The following is a 25,285-nucleotide window of genomic DNA, read 5'->3' as shown; positions in this document are numbered from 1 at the left end:
TTTGCAAGCGCTGTACCTCCGATGGAAGTCCCCATGGCTCGTGCATACCGCTCACCACCCTCTGCAGCCGTTGCATGCTCGTCATGGCAGTAACCAGCCTGCTCGCAGCCGCCAAGGGGGGCCTACCGAAGGGGGCTCTTCTTGGACGGTGTGCTCCAGCACCCCGCCCGGACGGCCTCGCTGATCGGCCCCTACCTCGTGCACCAGCACGACCACCGGATCGCGGGGAAGAAGAAGGGCGAGCAGTGCGGGGAGCAGGAGAAGCTCAACGACACAGTTCGCAGCGCTCATGAGCGACTCGGCGTCGGTGCGGAAGTTGAGCAGCGTCATGTAGTGGTCCTGGAGGCCCTGCCCCGCCGGCGGATCGCGGACGACCTCGATGCCGAAGGCCGACAGGGCGGGGCGGGACCGATGCCGGACGGCATCAGCAGCTTCGGGGACTCGTAGGCCCCCGCGGAGAGGATCACCTCGCGCTCGGCCCGCACGACCTCCACACCGCCGCCCCGCTCGACCTCGACACCCGCTGCCCGACCGCCCTCGATCTCCACGCGGTTGGCGCGGGACGAGGACAGCACGGTGAGGTTGGGCCGGTCGAGGGCGGGGTGCAGGTAGGCGACAGCGGCGCTGCAGCGAAGAGCGCCGCGCTGCGTCAACTGGTAGCGGCCGACGCCGAACTGCGTATCGCCCCTGAAATCCTCGTTGGCCTTGTGTCCGGCCTGTTCGGCGGCCCGCACGAACGCCGAGGAGCGCGGGTGCCCGGACCTGCCGTCGCTGACCGTCAGCGGCCCGCCCACCCCGTGGTAGAGGCCCGCGCCCCGCTCGTTCTCCTCCGAACGCCGGAAATACGGCAGCACGTCGGCGTACGACCAGCCTGTCGCCCCGGCGGAGGCCCAGCCGTCGTCTGGACCGCGGGGTGCCGGTTCGCGGGACTGCGCGCGTTCGCCTGCCTGCCGCTCGTACAAGTACGGCATATGCGTCATGGGGCGAAGCATCCATATTTAGGGCGCTCAGCGATCTCATCTCATCTTGTTTGAGCAAGTGAGCGAGCTGTCATTCGATTGAGCGATACGCATGGAGTCGTGATTACTCTCCAAGCGCATTTTCGGCGATGGAATTGTCATTCCTGCAAGAACGGTGAGTCGGAGAGCGGCTCCCCGTCGGACCACTCCACCCGAAGGGGCGACCATGAATGAATTGGCTCATGTTCTGGGAGCTGGTCCTTTCTACGTCCCGGCCGGAACGGTGTCCGGGAACGAAGTCCCTTATCCTCCCCAGGGCCTGCCGACCGACTGGCGAAACACCCTCTCCGGAATGTGGCGGCAATGGCATCCGGGCGGCGGCCCGCACGTCGAGGCGCAGGGTTGGAAGGTGCACATCAGCGCCCGCGCCCATCGGGCGCAGCAGGTGCTCGACATAGTGGCGCCGCTCTGCGCGGAGCACGGAGTGGTGTTCAAACACCTGGCCACACCGCTCGACTTCGTGGTGATGCACCACAAGCACGCCGCGCGGTCGCAGGCGGGCAAGTTCATCGCCGCGTATCCCGGCGACCCACGGACCGCCTTGGGGCTGATGCGCGATCTCAAGGAGGCGCTGGCCGGCGAAGAGGGCCCGTACGTTCTGACCGATCGTGCATTCGAGGGCTCGGCCTGCGTGTACTACCGCTACGGTGCCTTCACTTCGCAGGGCCGTATACGACCGGACGGTTCCTTTGAGGGAACGGTCATCGATGCGAACGGACACGCCGTCGTGGACGGCCGAGGCATCGGATTCGGACTTCCACCCGGCATCGCCGACCCGTTCCAGGAGCCGATGGCGGCCCGGACCCCCCGGGCCGGCGAGGTGTCGGTGGGGGGCTGCACGATCGAGCGCGTGGTGCGGTTCAGTAACAGCGGCGGAACGTACCAGGGCATCCGGCAATCCACCGGGCGGCGGGTGTTCCTGAAAGAGGCCCGGCCGTACGTCGGCCTGGTCAGCCTGGAAAGCGACGCACGCCGGCGGCTGCAATCAGAATTCCGGACTTTGACGGCACTGCACTCCATGCATCCGGGACTGTGTCCCGAGCCCGTCGACTACTTCACCGAGGGTGGACACGAATTCCTGGTGACGGAGTTCGTCGAGGGGGAGACCCTCCATGGATGGACGGTGCGGAACAATCCCGTTGTCAACAGCACCGTCACCGCAGCGGAGTTCGCGCAGTATTTCGCGGCCTGCGAGAAACTGATCGACGCACTGCGCGAAGATCTCAGGCACCTCCACGCTGCGGGCCACGCCTTCATCGACCTCGGTCCGGACAACATCCTGGTCCAGGACGGCGGCGTGCCACGGCTGGTGGACTTCGAGACCGTCGCCCCCGTCGACCGGCTTCCGGCGCTGATCGGCGCGGTCGGATTCTTCGATCCGGACCTCGCCAGAACCGACCCTTTCGCGCAGGACGAGCACGCCCTGTCCTCCGTGGCGCTGTACCTGCTGGCCCCGGTCCAGGCGACCGCGGACCGCAACCCCGCCGTGCTCGGGCATCTGCGGGCCCTGCTGGAACGGGTGAACCCGCCCCCGAACGCGCTATGGGACCAGGTCCTGCGCCGACGGGCGCCCCTGCGGCTGTCCGCACCCACGCCGTTCGTGTCCCCGGAGCGGCTGGCGGCCGCCCCCGCGGGGCAGCTGAGCGTCGTCAGGGACGATCTGGTGCGGGGCATCCTGAGCGCGGCGGATACCGAGAACGGGGTCACGCTCTTCCCCACCGTTCCCGATGGCTTCGCGACCAACACGTTGGCGGTTCGGCACGGTTCGGCAGGCGTGCTGCACGCGCTGCAGCGGTCCGGGACGGAGGTTCCGGACGCGATCCTCGCCCGTTTCACCAGGGATGCCCTCGCGTCCCGGGCCGTCCTGCCCCCGGGACTCTTCAGCGGTTCGGCGGGCCTGAGTTGGGTCCTCGCCGAAGCCGGCCGTCTCGACGAGGCGGCGGCGCTGCTGGGGTGCGCCGTGGACCACCCGGTGCTGCGCGACTGCCCCGACTTCGCCCATGGGCGTGCCGGAGTGGCGATGGCGTGTCTGCGGCTCCATGCGGCGACGGGCGAGTGCGGCTACCTGGAACGAGCCGACGAGTTGCTCGCACCCTCGCGCGACGGGACCCCCGGCGACCTGGCGACCACCGGGCTGGCCACCGGACCCGCGGGCCTCGCCCTGGCCCTCTCCTACCTGTACCGGCTCACCGGTGACGAACCGGCTCGTGCGCGGGGGAGAGGACTGCTGGACCGCGACCTCGCGCGGGGCACGTACGACCATAGCGGTCTGCTGTTCCCGGTATCGGCGAAGGACCGCAGGCTCATGCCGTATCTCTGGAGCGGGAGCGCCGGGATCGGCATGGTGGTCGAACGCTACCGCTCGCTCGGGGACGACGAGGAACTGTCCCGCGCCGCAGCCGGGATCCGAACGGCCGCGAGCTGCCTGTTCACCCGAGCCGGCGGTCTGTTCCAGGGGCTTGCGGGACTGGGGGCCTACTGGTCCGACGCCGCCCGGCGCACCGGCGACGAGTCGGCCCGCGCGATGGCCGAGGACGTGGCGGCGCGCTTGTTCGTGCACCTCGTCCCCACCGAAGACGGCACGTACCTGCACGGGGACCCGGGGATACGGCTGAGCTGCGACCTCGGCAGCGGCTCCGCGGGCGTGCTGCTCTTCCTCGACCACCTTCTACGAGGCACCGCCGACCCGCTGTTCACCCTCGACGCACACGTCGAGCGCGACCCGGTACTGGCGTGTTCCCTCCCCTCAGACTTCCCGGGGTGATCTCTCCGGGAGAGGCGGTCCATCCGACCGTCGTTCGTTCGAGAAGAAGGATAACGATCATGATCAACGTCATTGAGCTGCAGCAGCTGGCCACCGAGACCGACGACGCTCCGATGCCGCCGGAGAAGAGCACGCTCTCCGTCGCCTGCTGATGCCCGGCCGTGGGCCGGGCGCCCCATGACAGTGCGCCCGGCCCATGGCCCTCGGAGAACCAAGGACGGAGACCGCCCCGATGAGCAGCACGGACTTCCGCAGATACTGGTGGGCCGAGGTGGCCTCGCAGTTCGGGACGGTCCTCACCTTCGTCGCCGGCACCACGATCGCGGTGGAGTCCCTCAACGCCTCGACCACGCAGACCGGGTTGCTGACCGCGGCGGGATATCTTCCCGCAGCCCTCTTCGGCCCCTGGGTGGGCGGCGCCGCGGACCGGACCCGGCGGCCTCGCAGGCAGCTCGTCCGCTGTGATGTCGTCGCCGGAAGTCTGCTGGCGGCCACAGCTCTTGTGGCCGCGACGGGCCACCTCTCGGTCCTCTGGCTGGTCGGCCTCACCCTGCTGCTGGGCGGCATCGCCGTATCGGCGGAGACCCTGTACTTCCTGCACCTCCAGAGTGTGGTGCCGGCCGGAGAACTGCCCCGAGCGCGGGCCACGCTGCAGAGCGGAGAGTACGGGGCCAGGCTTGCGGGCAACGCGCTGGCCGGCCTCACCGTCGCCGCACTGGGCGGCGCCGCCGCCTACGGCCTCGACGCCCTCACCTATGCGCTCAGCGCCGTGCTGCTGCTGAGCATCCGCCGGCCCGACGCCCCTGTCTTCGAAGACCGGGCGACGTCGGAAGGCTCGCCCTCTCGCCGTGGGACAAGGCTCCACGGCCTGCTCCGCCAGGGTTCGTTCCTGAAAGCGGTCTTCGGCCTGCTCATGCTGCAGTCGGCCGCGACCGCCGCAGGCGCCGCACTGCTGGGCCCCTTCCTGCTGCGCGATCTGCACGTCCCGGCCTCCCTGTTCGGCCTCGCCTTCGTGGCGACCGGCCTGGCGGGCATGCTCGGCTCATGGGCCGGGCCACGCCTGACCCGGAGGGGCGGCACCCCTCGTTGGTTCCTCCTGGCGAACGCCGCACAGCTGCTGGCGTCCGCAGTGCTCGCCACCGCCGGCGGGCCCCTTCCGCTGGCCGTCGCCACGGCCGGATGCGGCCTCGCCACGGCGAAGTTCTCCGGGGCGATCGCCAACATCTGCCTCTCCACCGTGGTCCTGGCCGACAGCGCTCCCGGCAGCCTGGGCCGCACCGTTGCCCTCCTGCGCAGCGCCTCGACCGCGTGCCAAGTGGGGGGCGCACTCGGCGCCGGACTGCTGGCCTCCGTCATCGGCACCCGGACAACCCTGTGGTGTGCCGCGGCCCTTCCGCTGCTCACTCTCCCCTGGCTGATCAGGGTCGTACGCACCCCCATCGGCAAGGGCCCGGATCCTGCCCCCACAACACTCACGGAGAAGGCGGTGTCATGACCCCCACGCCTCGGCCCGGGCCGGCACGCCCGGACAGCGTTCCGTACGCGCCCGACCACCCGGACGACTCGCACCGTCGCGCACACCGGCACGGCACCGACAGGACCGAGAGCCGGGGCGGCCCCGACGGCGCCGCGCCCCCCGTGAGCCCGCCTGCAGCGTTCCGTGAGGTCCTCCACGGTCATACCGTGGACGACCCGTTCCGGTGGCTGGAAGACGGCGCCTCGCATGCCACCCGCGACTGGCTGGATCGCCAACAGCATGTCTCTCACGCCGTGTTGACCGCTCTTCCCGGCAGGGATGCCGTGGAGCGGACCCTGACGCATCTCATGGCCCAAGGGGCGCGGAGCCCGGAACGCGTCGTCGGTACCCGGGTCTTCCGGGAAGTGATCGACGCCGAGGAGGAACACCCGGTCCTGGGCGTGTTCGAGGCGGCGCGCGAGGTCGATGCCGTCGTCCTGTGGCGGCAGTCGGCCCTGGCGTCATGGGAACCCTCTCCCGACGGCCGCACCGTCGCCTGCCAGATCCTGGAGGGCGGACGGGAGGACCGCACTCCGCTGCTGCTCCTGGACGCGACGACCGGACACCGGCGCAACCGGATCCCGCGTACGCGTCACAGCCCGGTCGCGTGGCTGCCGGACGGGAGCGGCTTCTTCTACGCCGGCACCGATGAAGACGGCGGGAGTCAGGACCTCTGGCTGCATCGACACGGCCGGGACCGGCGGGTGTTGCGCGGTACCGACGATCTGGACCGCTTCCGGGCCCGGGTGTGGCACGGGCGGTGGCTGACGGTGGAGATCCGCCGCGGCAGCGAGACCCGCAACCGGCTGTGGCTCGCCGAACTGGGCGAGGAACCGGCCCGTCCCCTCTGGACGCCGTTGCAGGAATCGGCCGACGCCGTCTCCACGGCCCATGTCGCACGAAGCGGAGTCGTCTTCCTCGCCACCACGCACGGGGCGTCGGACGGGCAGGTCGTGGTGGTGGACCCGAACCGGCCGGGCCCGGAGCACCGGACGACCGTGGTCCCGGAGGAACCGGGGGCCCCGCTGACACACCTGTGTCTGCTGGACGGCGCCCAGGAGCGCCGCCCGACCCGGCTGCTGGTCGCCCGCACACGAGCCGGGAAACCTGTGCTCTCCGTGCACCTACTCGGTGGGAACGTCCCGCCGCGCACGCTGCCTCTCCCTTCCTCCGGCACCGTGCTCTCCCTGGAGTCCGCACCGCACGGCGGGGCACGACTGGGCTGGACGAGCTGGACGACACCGCCGATCGCGGTCCCCCTCGACCCGGACTCCTCGCCCGCCGTGACGTTCCCGGACGCCGGACCGGAGCCCCTGGAAGAGTGGCGGGAGTTCGCGCCCTCCGCCGACGGGACCGGCGTTCCGCTGACCCTGCTCGCCCGACGCGGCCGGCCCTCCGGGCCGCTGCCCACCCTCCTGCTGGGCTACGGCGGCTTCGGCCACGCACTGACCTCGTCGTACGAGTCGCTGGTCCTGGCCTGGGTGCGGGCGGGCGGACTCGTCGCGGTCCCCGATCTGCGGGGGCCCACCGCGAGGGCGGGCAAGCACAGCACCTTCGAGGACCTGGAGGGGGCGGCCGACCACCTCCGCCGGCGGGGGCTCAGTGCCCCCGACCGGCTGGCACTCCTCGGGATGAGCAACGGCGGGCTGACGATGGCCGCTGCCATGGTGCGCGATCCCGGCCGGTACGCCGCGGTGGTCGCCATCGCTCCGCTCACCGACATGGTGCGCTACGAGCAGAGCGGACTGGGGCGCTCCTGGCGGCACGAGTTCGGATCCGCCGCCGATCCCGATCAGTTCCGGCACCTGCTCTCCTACTCGCCGTACCACCGCATCGAGCACGGGCGGCCGTACCCGCCGACGCTGCTCATCACCCTGCACGGGGACACCCGCGTCGACCCGCTGCACGCCCGGAAGTTCTGTGCCCGGCTGCAGAGCGCGTCGAGCGGCAACGGCCCGTACCTCCTGCGCTCCTACGGCGACAGCGGGCACACCTCGATGGCCCGCAGCGCACGCCACCGGATGAGCTGCGACGTGTTGTCCTTCGCCGGGCATCACACCGGACTCGCCCCCACCCGGGCGGTCACCGCATGAGGGCGGGTACCTCCCCGAGCAGCGCCTCCCCGCGTGTCGTCGTCATCGGCGCGGGCCCGCGAGGCATCGGCATCGTCGAACGCCTGGCGGCACGACACCCGCAGGGGCCGGGAATCCTGCACCTGGTGGACCCCCACCCCGACGGCGGCAGGGTCTGGCGGCAGGACCAGTCCTCGCTGCTGTGGATGAACTCGCGCTGCGGCGACGTCACGCTCCTCCCCGACGAGAGCGTCCGGACCACCGGCCCCCTGGCAGTGGGGCCGACGCTGTACGCATGGGCGTCGCGCATCGCACCCCGGTGGTGCACCGATCCCGCGCTGCTCGCCGAGGCGGGGCTCCTGACGCCCCACAGCTACGCGAGCCGCCGCCTGTGCGGCGCGTATCTGTCCTGGTGCCTGCGGACGTCACTGGACACGCTGTCCTCCGGGTGGACGGTGGTGACACACGCCGTGCGCGCACGGCACGTCCGCGAACGATCCGACGGTGCGCTCGACGTCCACCTGGAGGGCGGCCGCCGCCTGACGGCGGACCGTGTGGTCCTCGCCCTGGGCAACCTCGACGGCGCTCCCTCGCCCGAGCAGCGGGCGCTGGGGACCTTCGCCGAACAGTACGGAGGCCGGTACTTCCCGCCCTCCTACACCGCGGACCTCGACCTGTCCGGTATACCGGCCCGGGACCCGCTCCTCGTACGAGGGCTTGGCCTGGCGTTCCTGGACCTGCTGATCCTGCTGACAGAGGGGCGAGGAGGCGTCTTCCGCCGGGACGCGTCCGGAGTACTGGCCTACGAGCCGTCCGGCCGCGAACCGACGTTCGTCATCGCCTCGCGCCGGGGGCTGCCACCTCGCGCCCGCCCCGCCGTGCCACCGCTCACGCCGGAGCGGACCGCGCCCGTCCTGCTGGCCGACGCAGAGATCCGAGCAGCTGCGGAGCGCATGACGAGCGGTGGCGAGGCCGGGCGGCGGGCCGCCCTGGCGGAGCTGTGGCAGGCCGTGGTGCGGGAGATGGCCTGGGCCCACTACGAGGAGCTCTTCACCAGGGATCCGCGGGCCGGACACATGGGGTGGGAGGCGTTCGCGGCCGTACTGCGGGCCACCCCCGTCGAGAGCCCCGCCTGGTCCCTCCTCGCCCGGCACATCACCGACCCCGCCGACCGGTTCGTCGAACCCGGCCTCGCCCCGGCCGTGTTGCCGGTCATGCCCTCCGCCGACCGGCTCACGACCTGGATGCAGCGGCACCTTCACGCCGCGGTACGACGGGCCGACGACCCCCGGCGCACCACCGACGGCGCAGCCCAACAGGCCATGGTGCGAGCGGTCGAGACCATCATCGGCGTGCTGATGAGGGAGCGGGCCGCGGTGGACACGCAAGCGCGCCTGCTCGTCGCGACGCTGACCGGACTCGCTCGGCGCGCCGCCGCCGGCGCGCCCGCACTGCGGATCGAGCAGCTCACCGCGCTGGCAGGATGCGGCCTGGTCCGCTTCGCCGGAGGGGAGCCGGCCGTGGCGACCGAGCCGACCACCGGGACCTTCGTCCTGCGCACCCGCACACTGCCGGGTGAGGAGTTCCGGGCGGCACGCCTCGTGGACGCCTGGCTGCCTGATTCCGACGCCATCGCGGACGCCTCGGGGCTGCTGCGCCGTTTGGCAGGAGACGGACTTGTCCGGGTGACCACACCGGCCTCGCCCGCCCACGGGGCGAAGCTTGCCACCTGCGGGAAGACGTTCCACGTCCTCGACCGCCACGGGACGCGGGACGAGCGGATCGTCGCTCTCGGCGATCATGCGGCCTCGGGCGCGCTGGGGTCGCTGTCGCGGCCGCACACGAACGCCGCGTTCTTCCGGCAGAACGACAAGGTCGTCGACTGGCTGTGCGCGCCGGCCGAGGCAAGGGCGGGGTCCTCGACGAGGAACGTTCCCCGGGGCGCCGATCAGGGATGAGCAGAGGAGCGGGGCGTTGTTTCCCCGAGCTTCCGGGCGAGTTCGCGCCTGTTGGTCACCCCGAGCTTGGCGTAGATGCTCTGCAGATGGTTGTCGACCGTCCGGACCGAGATGGTCAGGAGCTCGGCGATCTCGCGGCTGCGCAGAGTGGCTGCCGCGAGGTGGGCGATCTCGGCCTCCCGTTTGGTGAGCGCCGCTGCGGAAGCGGAGAGCACGAGGGCGGGAGTCTGCGCGCCCTCGCACTTCCCGGCCAGTGCGAGGGCTCGGTGGGCCGCGGAGGTCGACCGCCGTGGTTCGCCCGCCAGTTGCCAGGCCGTACCGGCCTGGGCCATCGCCTCGGCGGCCAGTAGCGGTGCGCCCATGGCGTCACACTCGTCCGACACCTCGCTGAGAGCACCGGGGGACTGGTCCGCCAGCGCTGCGGCGAGACGCGCACGAGCCGGTGCCAGGCGACCGTCGCACAGGTCCGCGAGTTCACCCAGGCGTCCGCTCACCTCCCGGGGCGCGCCAAGCCGCGCGACATCGGTGAGCAGCAGCCCTTCGGACATCAGCTGCCCTGCGTCGCGCGCCGAGCGGGCCGCCGACATCAGTACGGACCGTGCCTGACTCAACCGCCCCTGGGCGGCGAGCAGCCACGCCTCACCCAGATGTTCCTGACCGGCGAAGAACCCCATGGGGGGTTGGTCGGCGATGTCCCTGAGAGCCGCCGCCGCGCTTTCCGTGTCGCCCTGCACAGCGGCCGAGGCCGCCAGTCCGGAGAGGACGATCTGCAGTGCCTTGGTGTGGCGGCGCGCGCGGGCCATCGCGAGAGCCTCCGCGAACAGTCGGCGAGCTGTACCCGGACGGCCGGCCATCCAGGCCGACCTGCCCATGTGCAGGCAGAGCCACAGGTATTGCATGGGTTCAGCGGAGCGCACCACGTCCTCGTGCGTAGCCGCACCGACCGCTGCCGCCTCGTCGAAGCGGCCCGCCTCCGACAGGGCCATGACCAGGGTGAGTGCCTGCGATCCCGGATGCGGCAGATCTCCGGTCCCCTGGGCGGCCTTGGCCTGCTTCACCGCGTGCTCAGCGAACTCGATGGCGCGAGCGGTCCTGCCGACGGCGGCGGAGGCGGCGGCCTTCCACGTGGCGCAGAGGAGCCAGAGCACGGGGTCCGCGGCGTCGTCGATGCGGTCGGGCAGCTCGGACAGCAGAGCGAGACCACGGACCGGGTCTCCCGAAGCGGCGAGCATATGGCCCTTGTTGGTGAGCAGCATCGTGGTGCTCCCGGAGCCGGACAGGCGCGTCAGGGCCTCGTCGTTCACGGCCAGTGCCCGGTCGACCTGAGCGCCCGACCAGAAGAGATTGAAGGTGCGTGCACCCGCCGTCATGAGCAGTTCCCGCTCACTGCGCGCATGCCGGTTCGCCCGCGCATACGCGGTCTCGGCCTCCTCCCACGCACCCAGATTTCGTTGGGCGTTGCCCAGCAGAAGGTCCGACCGCAGATTCCTGCTGCGTGCCGGAAGCTTTTCGAGCAGGGTGACGACCTGCTGGTTGTCGTTGCCGAAGGCCGCGAAGGCGGCTGCCTTGACCAGCAGCGCCGGATCGGTGGTTCCGTTGACGGAGAGTTCCCAGGACGCGAGCCGGATGGCGTCACCGCGGCGGCGGCTTCCGTATCCGCGGGTGCGCGCGATCTGCTCCTGCAGCAGGGTCCGTCGGCGCATCGTCGGCAGGGCATCTCGCAGCACTTCGCCGTAGACGGGGTGAGCCAGAGCCACGGTGGTGCGGCGCCCCTCCGCGGTGGCGACGAGGAGACCGGAGCCTTCGAGGCTCTGCAGCATGTCGCGGGAGGTCATGTCGACCGCATCGGCCTCGGACACCTGCTCGCAGAGCGCGAGTGCCTCCAGCAGGTGGCGGGCGGCCGGCGGCAGGTGGAGCAGGCGGCCCTGGACCAGATCGCGCAGACGCCGCGTCACGCCGGTATGTGTCTCGGCGAGATGCCAGACCTCCCCGTCGAAGGAGAGCGCTCCGGTGCCGAGGGTGCCGTGGACCAACTCCCTGAGATAGAGCGGGTTTCCGCGGCTGGCGGAGAAGAGGTGGTGCTGGGTCGAGAGGGACACCGGGGCCCCGAGAGCGGCTTCGAGCAGAGTGGCGGTCTCCGACGCGGAGAGTTCGTCGAGATCGAAGCGGTGAAGATTCGCCGCAAGGCCGCTGATGGCTTCGCCGGGGGCGGTCTCGCTCCGGACCGTCGCGACGAGGAACACCGTTCCGGCATCCAGCAGCTGCCGCAGGAGCACGACGGAGGTCGTGTCCAAGAGGTCCAGGTCGTCGAGCCAGAGCACCGGCTTTCCGCCCTTCGAACCGGCGAAGGACCGCGCGGCCGACTGAAAGGCCCGAACCGGCTGCTCCGGGTCCAGGTCCGCGGGAAGCAGATGGGCCAGGGCTCCGAACGGCACTTGAGCGGCACCGACGGTGGCTATCGCCTTCCGGGTGGGCGTTCCGGAATTTTGGGCGATCCGCCAGAATTCAGCGGCGAGCCGAGATTTCCCGACCCCGGACATGCCGTGTATGACACAGCCTTCCGAGTCCGTTGCCCGCAGAATACGTCGAAAGCTGCGCAATTCATCCGACCTCGCCACGAGCGGCCATTCTCGGGCAACGTCCGGAATTTCCATGTCGTCTCCACGTGGCAGGGGATCGCGTAGTGCCTCCGCCGGGTGCGAGGGACAAAACGCAGCGTCCACGCGCGTCACTCTCAGCCACCGCATCGCGACGCCGCGACCTGGCCCAACAATAGCTTTCCGGCTCCGGCCGGGCATCGGGAGAACGTGCTTGGCCGCGACGCCACCGCCTGCGGTGTCGGCCTCGGCCCGTGGTGGGGGACATGACGTCCTGGTGGTCATATCCGAGCTGGTGACCAACGCGGTGGAGCACGCGACACCCCCGGTTCATCTGTGTCTTGACCCCGTCGGGGGCGCCGCGGCGCAGGGGGCGGTCCGTATCTCGGTGGCCGACGGCGGCCCCGCGCTCACCCGCGGCGAAGGGGTTGCCGGCTGCGGGGCCGATGAGCGCGGTCGAGGGCTGGCCATCGTGGAGGCCCTGGCCTCCGGGTCGGGCCGGCCGGAGCCGGGCCGGTGCGCATACCGCGTGGAGTGACGGGGTGGCGGTCGGGCGCGGCCGGGTGGTCCTTGTGACGGCGGGGTGCGGTGACGGGGCCGCTACGGGGGCGCCCCCCAGATATATGCAACCAAGGTTGAGAATCTAAGGTTGTGCAACTATGGTTGTGTGTAATACGAGATGGGGCGAGCCCCATCCGCGAAGGCAAGGAGTGCCCCCTCATGGCTACCGCCACCGATGCCACCGGCAGGGTTGCCCGCGTTTTCGGGCCGGTCGTGGACGTGCAATTCCCCCAGGACGGACTTCCGGAGATTCACCATGCGCTGCATGTGGATGTGGATTTCGCGGGCGAGCGGCGCACTTTGACCCTTGAGGTGGCCCATCATTTGGCGGACGGCCTGGTGCGATGCATTGCCATGCAGATCACCGACGGTTTGGTCCGCCGGGCCCCGGTGACCGATACCGGCGCCCCGATCACGGTCCCGGTCGGCGATTTCACCAAGGGCAAGGTGTTCAATCTTCTCGGCGACGTCCTGAACGGGGCGGAGGAGCACGCAGGCACTGTCGAGCGCCGGCCGATTCACCGCCATCCGCCCCGTTTCGATGAACTCGAGTCGAAAACGGAGATGTTCGAGACCGGCGTCAAGGTCATCGACCTGCTGACCCCGTACGTCAAGGGCGGCAAGATCGGTCTGTTCGGTGGTGCCGGTGTCGGCAAGACCGTGCTCATCCAGGAGATGATCTACCGCGTCGCCACCGACCACGACGGCGTCTCGGTGTTCGCCGGAGTGGGCGAGCGCACCCGTGAGGGCAACGACCTCATCGAGGAAATGACGGACTCCGGCGTCATCGACAAGACCGCGCTGGTCTTCGGTCAGATGGACGAGCCGCCGGGCACCCGCCTGCGCGTCGCCCTGGCCGGTCTGACCATGGCCGAGTACTTCCGCGATGTGCAGAAGCAGGACGTGCTGTTCTTCGTCGACAACATCTTCCGCTTCACCCAGGCCGGTTCCGAGGTCTCCACCCTGCTCGGCCGCATGCCCTCCGCGGTGGGCTATCAGCCGAATCTGGCGGACGAGATGGGCCTGCTGCAGGAGCGCATCACCTCGACCCGCGGTCACTCGATCACCTCGATGCAGGCGATCTTCGTCCCCGCTGACGACTTGACCGATCCGGCTCCGGCCACCGCCTTCGCCCACCTCGACGCCACGACGGTCCTGTCCCGTCCGATCTCGGAGAAGGGCATCTACCCGGCGGTCGACCCACTGGACTCCACGTCCCGCATCCTGGACCCGCGCTACATCTCGCAGGAGCACTACGACTGCGCCTCACGCGTCAAAAGCATCCTGCAGAAGTACACGGACCTTCAGGACATCATCGCGATTCTGGGTATCGAAGAGCTCGGCGAGGAGGACAGGACCACTGTCCACCGAGCGCGTCGGATCGAGCGCTTCCTGTCGCAGAACACCTACGTTGCCAAGCAGTTCACCGGCATGGACGGCTCGACCGTACCGCTGAACGAGTCGATTCATGCCTTCAACGCCATCGCCGACGGGGCCTACGACCACTTCCCGGAGCAGGCGTTCTTCCTGTGCGGCGGCATCGAGGACCTTGAGCGGAACGCCAAGGCGCTGCTCTGAAGGAGCCCCGGCGGGGGGACGCTTGAGTGCGGCCCCGGGTCCGGTGGGACCACCGTCCCGGTTACCTCCGCCGGACGCGGTCCCCGACTGTCCGCTGCGCGCGGCGACCTGCCAGGACGGGGCTGACCGGAGCGGAGTCGCGGCTCTGCTCTGGGGGTGGGAATGCGCCGGTGTGCTGTTCCCCGGCCCGGCGTGAGGCGGACACGATGTTCTGGAGGGCTATGAGATGACCCTCCAGGGCGCGTCGTCCCGCGTCCGAGAGGTTGAGCCAGGTTCGGGGCCGATTGCCGACATGGCCACGCTTCACCTCGACGTACCCGCGGTCCTCCAGCTTGCTGACCTGTTTGGACAGGGCGGAGTCGGAGAGCCCGACGGTGTCGCGCACGAAGGCGAACTCTGCCCACTGTGCCGAGGACAGCACGGACACGATCGATAGACGGGTGGGATCCACCAGCGCGGGATCCACCTGCGTCGGATCCTCGGGAGTGTCGGTCACCTGGCTGCCTGTTTCTGTGTGCGTGCCAGCAGCCGGGCCCGCAACCGCCGGTCCTCCGGGCTGAGCACGGTGGCCACGACGATCAGGGCGAGGATGCCGAGTGTGTGCCAGAAGGCTACGTGATCGCCTCTTTGCCACGGGGGCCGGGACGGTCTCCCGTAGCCGGCTCTCGTGGACCGCATGGGCCGTCCCGGGGCCCATCCGTGTGGACAGCGGAGCCGGGGAGAGAGGCGCATCGCGCTGCCGGCGTCGTGGATCCGGCACCACGGGAGCAACCCTTACTCATGTGCTGATGGCCGGCAGCGGACAAGCTAGGGGGTGGGCCGGCCGAGGTCCGCCCCCGCGGGGCGGCCGGTCGCTCACCAGCGCAGGGCCACGACGAGCAGGGAGCATGAGGTGGCGTCCCCCCGGTCATCCTCGGGACCGAACGACAACGCACATGAGGGCCCGGCGGCCGGTGCCCGTGACGGGGCGCTCCCCGCCGCGGCCGCTCGGCGCCACCGCTGGCCGTTCGCGTGCCGCGCCGAAGAGCTGGCCGCCTTCCGGACCCACCTCGACAGCGCCGAGGCCGGTGTCCTGTTGCTGTACGGCCCGGCCGGTGTGGGCAAGAGCCGGCTCGCGGAGGAGTTTCTGCGCGACGCGCAACGGTCCGGTCATCGCACCGAGCGAGTGGTGGCCACCACCGCGGATGCCGCGCTGCCGCTCGGGGCGCTCGGGCATCTGCTGCCGCCCGACGCGCCTGTCCACGACCCGGTGCGGACCTTCCACGCCGCGGCGGAAGCCTTCGCCTCGCACCCCGCGGACGGAGGCTCCCGGCGCACCGTGGTCCTGGTCGACGACCTCCCCCTGCTGGACAACGCCTCCGCCGTGCTGCTGGGGCACCTGGTGCGGACCGGAGCCGTCCTCCTGGTGGGCACGGTGCGCACTCCGGTGCCACCGTCGGACGTGGTGGAGTCCTTCGAGCACGAAGAGGGAAGTCACCGCCTGGACCTGGCCGCGTTCGACGCGACGGAAACGGCCGAACTCGTCCGCGGAGTGCTCGGCGGGGCGGTGGAGCACGCCACGCTCCGCACCCTGAGCCACGCCTCACGCGGCAACGCGCTGGTCCTGCGCGAACTGGTCGCCGGTGCCCTCGACTCGGCCGGGCTGGTGCGCGAGAACGGGCTGTGGCACCTCACCGGCCCGCTGACCGGTACGCGCCGGCTCACCGAAATCGTCCACAGCCGACTGGCCGGCCTCGACGGACGCCGGCGCCGGGTGCTGGAGCTCCTCGCCCTGTGCGAACCTCTCTCACCCGACGCCCTGGCGCACGGAGGCCACCGGGCGGAGGACGTCGAGGTGTTGGAGGAGGACGGGCTGATCCGCGTCCGGATGGACCGCAGGCGCGTCGTGTGCGTGCTGGACCACCCGCTCTACGGCCAGGTGCTGCGCCGCGGCATCTCCGCCGCGCGCCGCCGGGCGATCTACCGCGACCAGGCCGCCCACCTTGTCGAAATGGGCGCCCGCCGGCGTGAGGACGCACTGCGCCTCGCCTCCTGGCGGCTGGCCGCCGGACTTCCCGTCGGCCTGGAGACGCTGCTCCCCGCGGCCCGCATGGCGCGCCACGTACGCGACTACCCCAAGGTGGTCGAACTCCTCGCAGGTGTCCCGCGGAGCGACGCGGTCCTGGAGGTCTGGCTGCTGCGCGGGGAGGCATACCACCACACCGGCCGATGGGTGGCTGCCGAGGAGGCCCTGAGTGCCGCCGAACGCCTCGCGGAGTGCCACGAGGACGTACTCACCGTCGCCATGGAACGCACCCAGAACCTCTACTGGGGGCTGGGCGACACCGCTCGCACCCTGGAGGTCAACGCCCGTGCCGCCACCCGGCTGGACGCCGGCGGACGGCGGGTGCTGCGCGTCAACGAGGCCGCCTATCGGCTCAACGCGGGCGCGGTTCCCGACGCACTGCGGCTGTTGGCCGACGCCGAGGACATCACCGTCCCGCGGCTGCGGCTGTGGGCACAGCTGCAACGCTCCCTCGCCCTCGGCTACGCCGGCCGCACCGGTGAGGCCGTGGACCTGGCCCGCGACGTGCACGACGAACTCGTCGCGGCCGAGCGCGAACAGCGGCCGGGCAGCCCCTCGTCGCACGCCAGTGGGCCGGCCATCTATCGCGTCGCGGCGCTGACCGATGCCGGGCGAGGCGGGGAGGCGCGGGCGGTGGGCCGAGCGGCCTTCGCCCAAGCGGTGGCGGCCCGGGCCCTGGCACCGCAGATCTGGATCGCCGCGCACCTGGGGCGCTGCGAACTGATCGCCGGTCACCTCGGTGCCGCGCACGACTGGTTCACCGAGTCGTTGAGCCTGGCGCGGGGCCACGGCTTCCGGCGGGCCGTGGTGTTCGCGGGCGCCGGGCTGGCCGCGGTGCACGCCCAGACCGGGCGTGCCGACCTGGTCGAGCGCGAACTTGCCGCCACCAGCGGCCCGGAGGGCGAACGCCAACAGGCGTCCCGGCTCATCCGGCAGCTCGCGACGGCCTGGCAGAACGCGGCCCGAGGAGCCCGCCCGGCGGCACAGCGGCTGTTGCTGGAGGCTGCCGCCGGTGCCCGAGCGACGGGCATGGCCTCGTACGAGGGGTGGCTTCTGGCGGACGCCGCGCGGCTGGGCGCCGCCCGCGAGGTGCGCACCCGGCTCGCGGAACTGGCCGCGGCCGGCGACAGCCCGCTCGCCGGGTCCAGGGCGGAGCTGGCCGCGGGGCTCGCCGACGAGGACCACCGGATGCTGCACGCGGCCGCCGAACGATGCGCTCGGCTGGGTTCCGACATGACGGGAGCCGAGGCCGCCGCCGGGGCGGCGGCGCTCGCGGCCCGGGCGGGGGAGTCGCGTACCGCCGCGGCCGCCGCGGTGTTGTCCCGGAGGCTGCTGGAGCGCTGCGGTACGGACCGTGTGAGCGCGCCACTGCCGCACCGGATCGAGGCCGTCCCGCTCACCGACCGCGAGCGGGACGTCGCGCACCTGGCGGCGGGCGGGCTGACCAGCCAGGAGATCGCCGCTCGGCTCGTGCTGTCGGTGCGCACCGTCGACAACCATCTGCAACGGGCCTACGCAAAGCTCGGAGTGAGCTCGCGAGGTGAACTCGACCGCGTGCTGCGATGGTGGGAATGACCGCAGGGCGCCCTGGAACCGCCCCGGTTGCGGCGGAGCGGGTGGGGGCCCGTCAGCGTCACGGCGACGGGCGGCCTGCTCCGGCCCCGCGGCCGCGCGCCTGACGACGCCGCGTCAGCCCGCGGCAGGCTCCCCGGGCGTGCGGTGCATCGCGGTCCGCAGCATCGTCCGGTCGTTGATCTCCAGCTTGGCGCAGATCCGCTGGACGTGATTGACGACGGTGCGGACCGCCAGGGACAGCCGCCGGGCGATCTCCTCACTGCTCAGACCGCTCGCCGCAGCCAGCGCCACGTCCAGCTCACGTCCGGTCAGCCGGCAGCGCACCGCCGGCGGTACCAGTCCGGGAGTACGGGCGCCACCGGGGCCCGTGAGCGCCAGCGCGCGCTCCCGGGCGGCGCGTGCCGACGCTGCGGCGCCGGCCCTGGTGTGCACGGTGGCGGCGGTGTTCCAGGCTTCCGCGGCGAGCAGCCCGGCCCCCAGCGAGGACAGCCGGCCGGCACACCACTCCAGTTGACCGGACTGCCCGGTGGCCAGCGCCCGCGCCAGGTCCGCGCGTGCGGCGGCCAGCGCACTGTCCGAGCCGGCCGCCAACTCCGCCAGCGGGGCCACCGCCTCCCGCGCCGCGCCCAGCCGGGCCGCGTCACACCACAGGTGGGACTCCGCGGTGCGCACCCCCCGCCGAGAGGCGTCCCCGGCGGCCTCGACGAGCTCGGCCCGGGCACGGGCCGGCCGGCCGGTCGCTGCCGCGAGCCAGGCGCTGACCATCGCCGCCTCCGGACGCCACCAGCGGCCCGGGCGCAGCGACCGCGCCTGCTCCCACCACAGTTCCGCGCGGTCGACCTCGCCGCACACCGCCGCGGTCAGCGCCTGTCCGCACAGACCCACCCACTCACCGGAGCGCAGCCCCACCTCGCGAGCGTGCGCGAGCACGCTGCTGTACCAGACCCGGGACTCGCCCAGCCTGCCTCCGAGGTAGCAGATCCAGCCCAGGTGTTCCGACAACCAGGTCTGGGCGAGCCCCGCGCCGGCATCGACCGCCTGGTCGTAAGCCTGCCGAGCCAGTTCCTCCGCCGCTGACAGTGCCCCGGCCTCTGCCAGCGCACGGGCCTCGGCGCCGATCAACAGCGCCGGGTGTGCCCCGTCGTCGGCACCTCCCTCCGCCCGGCCGTGGGCCCGCGTCTGCCGGGCGGCCCGCACCGCGTCGCCCGTGCGGCCCGACTCCGTCAGGCTGTACACGCGCGGCACCGCCGCGAGTGCGGAAGCGGGGGTTCCGGGCGCCGCAGGGACGTTCCGCAGGGACCGCTCGGCGCGCCGTACGTCTCCCAACAGGCTCCACAGCGCGGCCTCGTTCGCCTCCAGAACGGCCACGTCCGGGTGACCGGCGAACGCCCGCCGGGCCGCGGAGTTGACCGCGAGCGCCTCGTCCACCCGCAGCAGGCCGAACGCCAGACTCTGGACGTGCACCACCACGGCGAGCAACCGGTCGTCGTCCTGAGTGGCCTCTTCGAGCGCCCGTCGCACCGTGCGCTCGGCCTCCCGGGGATGGCCGCCCTCGTACAGTTCCTCGGCCAGCAGCAGCAGTGTGCGGGGCTCCGGGCGCACGTGGGCCAGCTCCCGGGCCAGCCGCAGCGTGACCGCATGGTCCTGGGCCCGGCGGGCCAGTACGACCGCCCGTTCAAGCTCGCCCGGGTCCACGGCGTCGGCAGCTTCGAGGCGCCAGCACACCGAGCGCAGCAGTCCGGCGGGACCGGGGTCCAGCGCCCGCGGGCGTGCGGCCTGGTCCCGCAGGATGCGACGGATTCGCTGCGCGGGAAGCCCCGCGCGCAGCACCTCCGGGTACAGCGGACCGGTCGGCTCGGCGCACTGCTGCGACCCCTCCGCCACGACGCGGAGCCAGCCCTCGTCCGCCAGTACCTCCGCAGAGGCCCGTTCCGCGGAGTCCAGCGCGAGGCGCCCGCACACCGCCAACCGCTGGAGGAACGCGCTGTGCGGCGGGTCGAGGCGACGCAGGCGGCTCTCGACCAGGGCGTGGAGCCTCGGGGTGGCGGTGAGCGGGCCCACCAGCCGCCACAGCGGCCCTTCCGGCACCAGCGCCCGTCGCCGCACCGCGTCGTCCACCAGTTCCCGCAGGTCGCGCGGTCGCCCCCCGCTGGCCTCGTGGAACAGACGCACCGCCCTGCGTTCGACCGAGCCGTCCAGCACCCGTTCCAGGAGTTCTCCCACCACGGCCTGCGGTAGAGCCGCCAGGCGGACGGCGTGCAGGGCGTGCTCCGGCCACGGAGCGGCGGCACCCCGTGCGTCGGTCGTGGCGACCAGGGCGATCCGCCCACCACGCAGCCAGGAAGCGAGCAGCCGGGCCGACGCGTCGTCGAGATGATGTGCGTCGTCCAGAAGCAGCACGGGCCGTCCCCGTCCCGGCAACCCGTCGGTGTCGAGGGCGGGCGCACCGTCGGAGCCGCGCCGGAGCAGCGGGGCCAGAGCACCGAGGGGCACCGAGCGCGCGGCGGCGGTCGCCGTGACGCGGAGCCGGGGGTGTCCTCGGTGCCCGGCCCGCTGCCAGCACTCCCGAGCCAGTCTGCTGCGGCCGGTGCCGGAGGGCCCGGTCACCAACACCCCACCGTGGTGGGTGTCCTCGATGACGCGGCCCGCCTCGGCCAGCTCCGCGTCGCGGCCGAGCAGCGGCCAGCACTGCTCGTGCCGGGGGCGGTCGGGAGTCGTCGTCTTCATCGGTGCTTCCTGCCATCGGCGATGCCAGGACACCGCGGCGGTCGGCCGGTGGCACCGCAGGCTGCGGCTCATCGTGGGGGCAACGGCCGGGCCCGAAGACCTGCCACGAGCATGGGTACCCCGCACACCTGTCGGCCGTCAATGCCATGCGCCGCGGCCGGGCCACCCGCCGCGCGCCGGGCCGCCCGCGGCCCACGGGGCCCGGACGACGGCTCAGCGGGCATGGATCACCCACCGTCCCGCTGCGTCATCAGCACGCGAAGGTCCCGGCGGTTCACCGCCCCGACCTTCTGGTAGACCCGGTAAAGGGTGTTGCTGACCGTACGCACGGACAGGCACAGCTGCCCCGCGATCTCCTTGTCCGGCAACCCGCGGGCCGCCAGCCCGGCGATCAATCGCTCGCGGTCCGACAGGAGCGCCGAACGGCCGAGGAAGCGTAGCGGTGGAGTGTCCACCGGTCCGCAGTCGCGCAGCAGCTCCCGGGCCCGCGCGGTGGCCGCGGTGGCCGCCTTGACGCCCCCGCAACGCTGGTGGAAGCGGGCCAGTTCGGCGTACGCCTCGGCCGCGAACAGGCCGGCACCCATCTCCGCGAAGGCCCGCGCCACCCGTCCCATCAACTTGGGCTCACGGGCGGCGTACGCCTCCGCGTATGCCGCCCGCGTCTGCAGAAAGGCTCCCTCCAAGTGCAGCTCGGTAGCCGGGGGCGCCGGGGTCGGCAGGGACAGCCGCGCGCACTCGTGCAGTCCGATGGCCGCGTCGGCATGTGCCGCGTCCTCCAGCGCCCGCGCCACCGCGTCGTGCAGGACCCGCTCGGCGAGGGCCGTCTCCCCTCGCTCGTGGTGCCGCCGGGCCCGCACCACCGCCAGGAACATCGCGCAGTGACCGGCCTCGTCCGCGGTCAGGTCGTCGGGCAGCCGGTCCGCCACCCGCCGGTCCAGCGGCAGTGAGCTGATCGCGAGGGCGGCGTGGATCCCCGCCTTGACGTGCCACTGCCGCCATCCCACCCGGTAACTGGAGGTGAACGTGAAGCACTTCAGGGCTCCCTCGATGTTGCCGCGATCGTGCAGCAGGTGTCCCAGCGCCAGGCCACGCTGTGCATCGATGCGCACGTGGTGGTTCTCCACGGCCTGCGCGTACTCGCGCCAGTAGATCTGTTCCGCCTCGTCGAACCTGCCGCAGTAGTGAAGAGCGGAGGCGTGCAGCTCCTCCAGGGAGTCGGCGTGGAATTTGGCGGGGCCGCCGGGCGTGCGGTCCAGCTCCGAGCGGAGCGTGCGGTACAGGCACAGCGCCTGGTCCGGCAGCCCCATGTGACACAGCGAGCCCATCATGATGAGCCCGGCCTCCAGGGCGTGGACGTCGGGCCCGTTGCGGCGCAGGGCCTCCGCCCGCGCGTGCGCCTCGCCGAAGCGGCCCTGGAAGTACCGGGCGGCCATGCGGTAGTAGTCCTGTTCGCCCTCCGGCAGGAGCGGGAGCACGGCGTCCAGCTCCGCGTACCGGGCCTGGAGCAGCAGTGCGCGGGCCTCGGCCCGCTCCAGGGCACGGGCGTATTGGGGAGCACTGCTGTGGACTGTCGCGACGAACTCCGTCAGCTGCGCGAACTCGGCGCCGGCGGTCAGCGCCCGGGCGTGGAGTTCGGCGGTGTCCTCACCCGGGTAGTGCTGCCAGCCCGCCTTCGTGAGCCGGATCGCGCTCGGCAGCACCTGCTCGCGCAGACTCTGCTCGACCGCCCGGTCCAGCAGCGCCCTGGGCGGCCGTTCGAGGGCGTCCAGATGCCATTCGGCCAGGCGCAGGCAGTCGTCGTGCCGCATCATCTCCGCCGGTCCGCCGTGCGCCGCGAGCCAGTCCCGCAGCCGGCGCCGTCGGCGCAGCGGCGGAAGGCCGCAGGACAGCGCGTAGCGGACCAGCGGGTGGGTGATGCGTACGCGCGGTTCACCGCAGCCGGCAGGGGAGCCGTCGACGGTGCGCAGCAGATCGCGCTGCTCCAGTTCCTCCAGCTGTTCGGCATCGCAGAAGCGCTCGATCGCCGCCAGGAGCGGTTCCCCGGCCAGGGCCACCAGCTCCAGGACCTCCTGGCCCACCGGCCCGAGCTGCTGCAACCGAGGGTCCACGAGCTCCAGTACGGACGGCGGTACGGGCAGTCGTTCATGGAGGAAATGCCAGCAGCCCTCCGACCGCACCAGCAAGCGCTGCTCGACGGCCGTGCGGGTAACCTCCCGCAGGAGCCGCGGGTTGCCGGCACACAACTGGGCCAGTCGGGCCGCGCTGGTCTGCCCCAGCCCGTCTTCGAGCAGTGAATCCGTCAGTTCCTTGACGGTCGTCGCGTCGAGCGGTTGCAGGTCCATGCGCACCAGCGCGTGGTCGCTCCACAGTGCCTGGATCTCCGGTGGGAGGGGCTGCCCGTCGCCCGTCACCGAGAGCAGCACCTTGCCCGCCGGATGACGCGCCGCCTCGTACACCAGGGGCCACACCGCGGACCCCAGCAGGTCCGCGTCGTCGATGCTCAGCAGCCAGGCGCACGCCGGGTCCCGCCCCGTGGCCCGGACCAGATCGGCCAGGACCCGGGCAGCGGGGGAGGGGCGCCGGCCCGTGTCGTGGCCGGAGACCGTGGCATCGGCGCGCGGGTGCAGGCTGACGAGCTGCCGGCGCGGGGCCAAGGCCCGGGCCTCGTGCAGCAACCGGGACTTGCCGATGCCGGCCGGGCCGGCGACCAGAACGCCGCGCGGACCCTGCCGGGACGACAACACGCGACGGATCTGCTCCAGTTCGCCGACCCTGCCGACGAAGGGCGAGCCGGTGGCGAGCACCGGCTGCGGGCGGGCGACCGGGGAGTGAGGGGGCAGCGGAAGAGTATTCATGAGTTCCTGTGCTGAGAATCAGGACCGGCCCGTCGACGGCCGGGCAGCACGACGCGTGCGGAAGACGGGAGCAGGCCACCGGGGTGACGGGACGCTTCGGGGCCGGGTACGGAGCAGGGGCGCGCAGCGGCTGCCGGGGCGTACGCGCCGCAGCGGTCGGGCGCCGGGGTGTGCGTGACCGGGCGGCGAACCGGAAGCTCAGCGCGGTGACGGACGGATGCGGAGACGATGGCGCCGACCCCGCGGCGGCCCACCGACCGCCCGTCCCGGCGTCGGTGGGGTGCGCCGGATTCGGTGGCGTGCTGGTGCGGACATGTCCCCACCTCCTCCTCGGGTCCGGGGCGGCCGCGCGGGTGGTACGGGGCGGCGCCAAGTGATCAATGGTCCCGGCCAGTCTCGGTATCCGTCCCGGCACCGACCAGGGGAGCGATTACTCAACTCCGTACGAATACTCCGGGTACGGGCGGCGGAACTGCCCGTACCCGCGGCATTGTGGCGCCCGGCAGCCCCTCGGCCAGTACCTCGGGCCCCGGACCCGGCGGAATGCCGGGCCGCGCCGCCCCGGGCGGGGTTCCGGCGACGAAATGCCCGCCGGACGCACGCCTTTGAGTAGCCGTTGCTCCATCGGGGACCGCTTTCCGGGCCGACCCTGGGGCCACCGCACCTGCCGGGGACCTGTCGGCAGCACCACGGCGGCGTCCCGGCGGACGCAGAGGCCCCCGGTCCGAACCGCCGGGCCCGGCGCGGGTGCGTCCGGCCTCGGTGTCCCCGGGCGACGTGCGCCCCCACACCTCTCGATCCGAAGGCACCGAATCCCATGCGCCGAGCCAGACCCCGCCCCCTCGCCATGTCCCATGTCCTTGCCCTGCTGTGCATCGCGGCCGCGACCTGTGTGACACCCGCCCGGGCCGAGGCGGCGCCGACCGGGCCGACCACCGTCGTCTCACTGGGCGACAGTTACATCGCGGGCAACGCCGGCCGGTGGCGCGGCAACAGCGACGACCCCTTCGGCGACCGCAGCGGTACCGACCGCGCGGCGGTGCCCAACGGATACGACCCGGGCAAGGTCTACGGGACCACCGACGGGGGCTGCTTCCGTTCGGACGTCGCCGAGATCAAGAGCACGGGTATCCCGGTGGACCAGGCCGTCAACCTCGCCTGTTCCGGTGCCGAGTCCCCGAACATCTGGCGGCTCTCGCACGGCGGGCAGTCTCTTGAGGGCGAGCGGCCCCAGGCGGATGCCCTGGCCGAGGTCGCGCGTGCGCACCGTGTGCAGATGGTGGTGCTGTCGGTCGGCGGCAACGACGTCGGATTCGGCGACATTCTCCAGGCGTGCATGACCGGCTACCTGACCGGCTCCGGCAGCTGTCGCACCGCCCAGCAGGCCCGGGTGCAGGCGCGGTTCGCCACCGCCATGGCGGCGGTCGACAGGTCGGTCAAGGAAATCCGGGCGGCGATGGCCGGGGCGGGATACGCCCCCGCGGACTACCACCTGGTCGTGCAGTCCTACCCGTCCCCGCTGCCGCGCGGGGCGGAGATGCGCTATCCGGAGTCCGGGGCGCGGACATACGAGGGCTGCCCGATGTTCAACGCCGACCTCGACTGGGCCCGCGACACCCTGATGCCACGCATCACCGACGGACTCCGGTCCGTGGCCCAGGCCAACGGCACCGACTTCCTCGACCTGAGCGACGCACTGCAGGGACGCGAGGCCTGCTCCCAGCGCACGCACATGGCCGACGCGGCACACCCGCCCTCCGCCGCCGGCAGTGACTGGGCCCGCTACTTCAACACCGGAGCGCTGCAGGGCGAGCTCAAGGAATCCCTGCATCCCAACGCCTACGGACAGATCGCGCTGGGCCGCTGCCTGGGCCGCATCTGGAACGCCGGAGGCGGCATGTGGAAGTGCCGCAACACTCCTGGCCAAGGCCATGACGCCATGTACCTGACTGCCGGCTGAAGCCGTTCCCCACTCCCTCGTCCCGCGTTCTCGATCCC

The 25,285-nt window shown here is 72.1% G+C and carries 14 protein-coding genes; 8 read left to right on the top strand and 6 right to left on the bottom strand.

Going from position 1 to position 25,285, the window contains the following annotated elements; genetic code table 11:
* Nucleotides 1–81: 81 nt before the first annotated feature.
* Both ACF088_RS15555 and ACF088_RS15550 read right to left on the bottom strand, forming a co-directional pair.
* Nucleotides 82–330, bottom strand: a complete 249-nt coding sequence (locus ACF088_RS15555; RefSeq protein WP_392376296.1) for a hypothetical protein — start codon at nucleotides 328–330, stop codon at nucleotides 82–84.
* A complete protein-coding gene (locus tag ACF088_RS15550) occupies nucleotides 327–980 on the bottom strand; it encodes a GMC family oxidoreductase (RefSeq protein ID WP_392376295.1) in 654 nt (217 codons plus the stop codon). Before ACF088_RS15550 ends, ACF088_RS15555 begins: the two co-directional genes overlap by 4 nt.
* 205 nt (nucleotides 981–1,185) lie before the next feature.
* Between ACF088_RS15550 and lanKC the strand changes: the two genes are divergently transcribed.
* From lanKC to ACF088_RS15530, 4 genes are all read left to right on the top strand, one after another.
* Nucleotides 1,186–3,783, top strand: a complete 2,598-nt coding sequence (gene lanKC / locus ACF088_RS15545; protein ID WP_392376294.1) for a class III lanthionine synthetase LanKC — start codon at nucleotides 1,186–1,188, stop codon at nucleotides 3,781–3,783.
* Between the two features lie 232 nt (nucleotides 3,784–4,015).
* Nucleotides 4,016–5,278, top strand: coding sequence for an MFS transporter (locus ACF088_RS15540; RefSeq protein WP_392376293.1), 1,263 nt, complete (start codon nucleotides 4,016–4,018; stop codon nucleotides 5,276–5,278).
* Nucleotides 5,275–7,392 carry a prolyl oligopeptidase family serine peptidase gene (locus tag ACF088_RS15535; RefSeq protein WP_392376292.1) on the top strand — a complete coding sequence of 706 codons (2,118 nt, stop codon included), beginning with the start codon at nucleotides 5,275–5,277 and terminating at the stop codon, nucleotides 7,390–7,392. The genes ACF088_RS15540 and ACF088_RS15535 overlap by 4 nt, the downstream gene beginning before the upstream one ends.
* Nucleotides 7,389–9,329, top strand: coding sequence for an FAD/NAD(P)-binding protein (locus ACF088_RS15530; protein ID WP_392376291.1), 1,941 nt, complete (start codon nucleotides 7,389–7,391; stop codon nucleotides 9,327–9,329). Before ACF088_RS15535 ends, ACF088_RS15530 begins: the two co-directional genes overlap by 4 nt.
* Here the strand turns inward: ACF088_RS15530 and ACF088_RS15525 are convergent.
* Complete coding sequence (locus ACF088_RS15525; RefSeq protein WP_392376290.1) at nucleotides 9,320–11,983, bottom strand: LuxR C-terminal-related transcriptional regulator; 2,664 nt, start codon at nucleotides 11,981–11,983, stop codon at nucleotides 9,320–9,322. The genes ACF088_RS15530 and ACF088_RS15525 overlap by 10 nt on opposite strands.
* Nucleotides 11,984–12,140: 157 nt before the next feature.
* Here ACF088_RS15525 and ACF088_RS15520 point away from each other — a divergent pair, with 157 nt between their 5' ends.
* Both ACF088_RS15520 and atpD read left to right on the top strand, forming a co-directional pair.
* Nucleotides 12,141–12,464 (top strand): ATP-binding protein, encoded by a 324-nt coding sequence (locus ACF088_RS15520; RefSeq protein WP_392376289.1) that lies wholly within the window; start codon nucleotides 12,141–12,143, stop codon nucleotides 12,462–12,464.
* Between the two features lie 182 nt (nucleotides 12,465–12,646).
* Complete coding sequence (atpD, locus tag ACF088_RS15515) at nucleotides 12,647–14,065, top strand: F0F1 ATP synthase subunit beta (RefSeq protein WP_392376288.1); 1,419 nt, start codon at nucleotides 12,647–12,649, stop codon at nucleotides 14,063–14,065.
* 61 nt (nucleotides 14,066–14,126) lie between these two features.
* Here atpD and ACF088_RS15510 read toward each other — a convergent pair whose 3' ends face one another.
* A complete protein-coding gene (locus tag ACF088_RS15510; RefSeq protein WP_392376287.1) occupies nucleotides 14,127–14,561 on the bottom strand; it encodes a winged helix-turn-helix domain-containing protein in 435 nt (144 codons plus the stop codon).
* A gap of 396 nt (nucleotides 14,562–14,957) precedes the next feature.
* On the opposite strand from ACF088_RS15510, the gene ACF088_RS15505 reads away from it, so the two are divergent.
* Nucleotides 14,958–17,705, top strand: a complete 2,748-nt coding sequence (locus ACF088_RS15505) for a LuxR C-terminal-related transcriptional regulator (protein ID WP_392376286.1) — start codon at nucleotides 14,958–14,960, stop codon at nucleotides 17,703–17,705.
* A 114-nt stretch (nucleotides 17,706–17,819) separates the two neighbouring features.
* Here the strand turns inward: ACF088_RS15505 and ACF088_RS15500 are convergent, their stop codons facing one another.
* Nucleotides 17,820–20,432 (bottom strand): LuxR C-terminal-related transcriptional regulator, encoded by a 2,613-nt coding sequence (locus tag ACF088_RS15500; protein ID WP_392376285.1) that lies wholly within the window; start codon nucleotides 20,430–20,432, stop codon nucleotides 17,820–17,822.
* Between the two features lie 227 nt (nucleotides 20,433–20,659).
* Nucleotides 20,660–23,287, bottom strand: a complete 2,628-nt coding sequence (locus ACF088_RS15495) for a LuxR C-terminal-related transcriptional regulator (RefSeq protein WP_392376284.1) — start codon at nucleotides 23,285–23,287, stop codon at nucleotides 20,660–20,662.
* Between the two features lie 817 nt (nucleotides 23,288–24,104).
* On the opposite strand from ACF088_RS15495, the gene ACF088_RS15490 reads away from it, so the two are divergent.
* Nucleotides 24,105–25,247 carry a GDSL-type esterase/lipase family protein gene (locus ACF088_RS15490; protein ID WP_392376283.1) on the top strand — a complete coding sequence of 381 codons (1,143 nt, stop codon included), beginning with the start codon at nucleotides 24,105–24,107 and terminating at the stop codon, nucleotides 25,245–25,247.
* Nucleotides 25,248–25,285 lie beyond the last annotated feature (38 nt).

This window comes from Streptomyces sp. NPDC015125 (assembly GCF_043080045.1).
GTDB lineage: Bacteria > Actinomycetota > Actinomycetes > Streptomycetales > Streptomycetaceae > Streptomyces.
The sequence above is the reverse complement of the archived record's forward strand: the minus strand, read 5'-3'. Positions and strand labels throughout refer to the sequence as shown.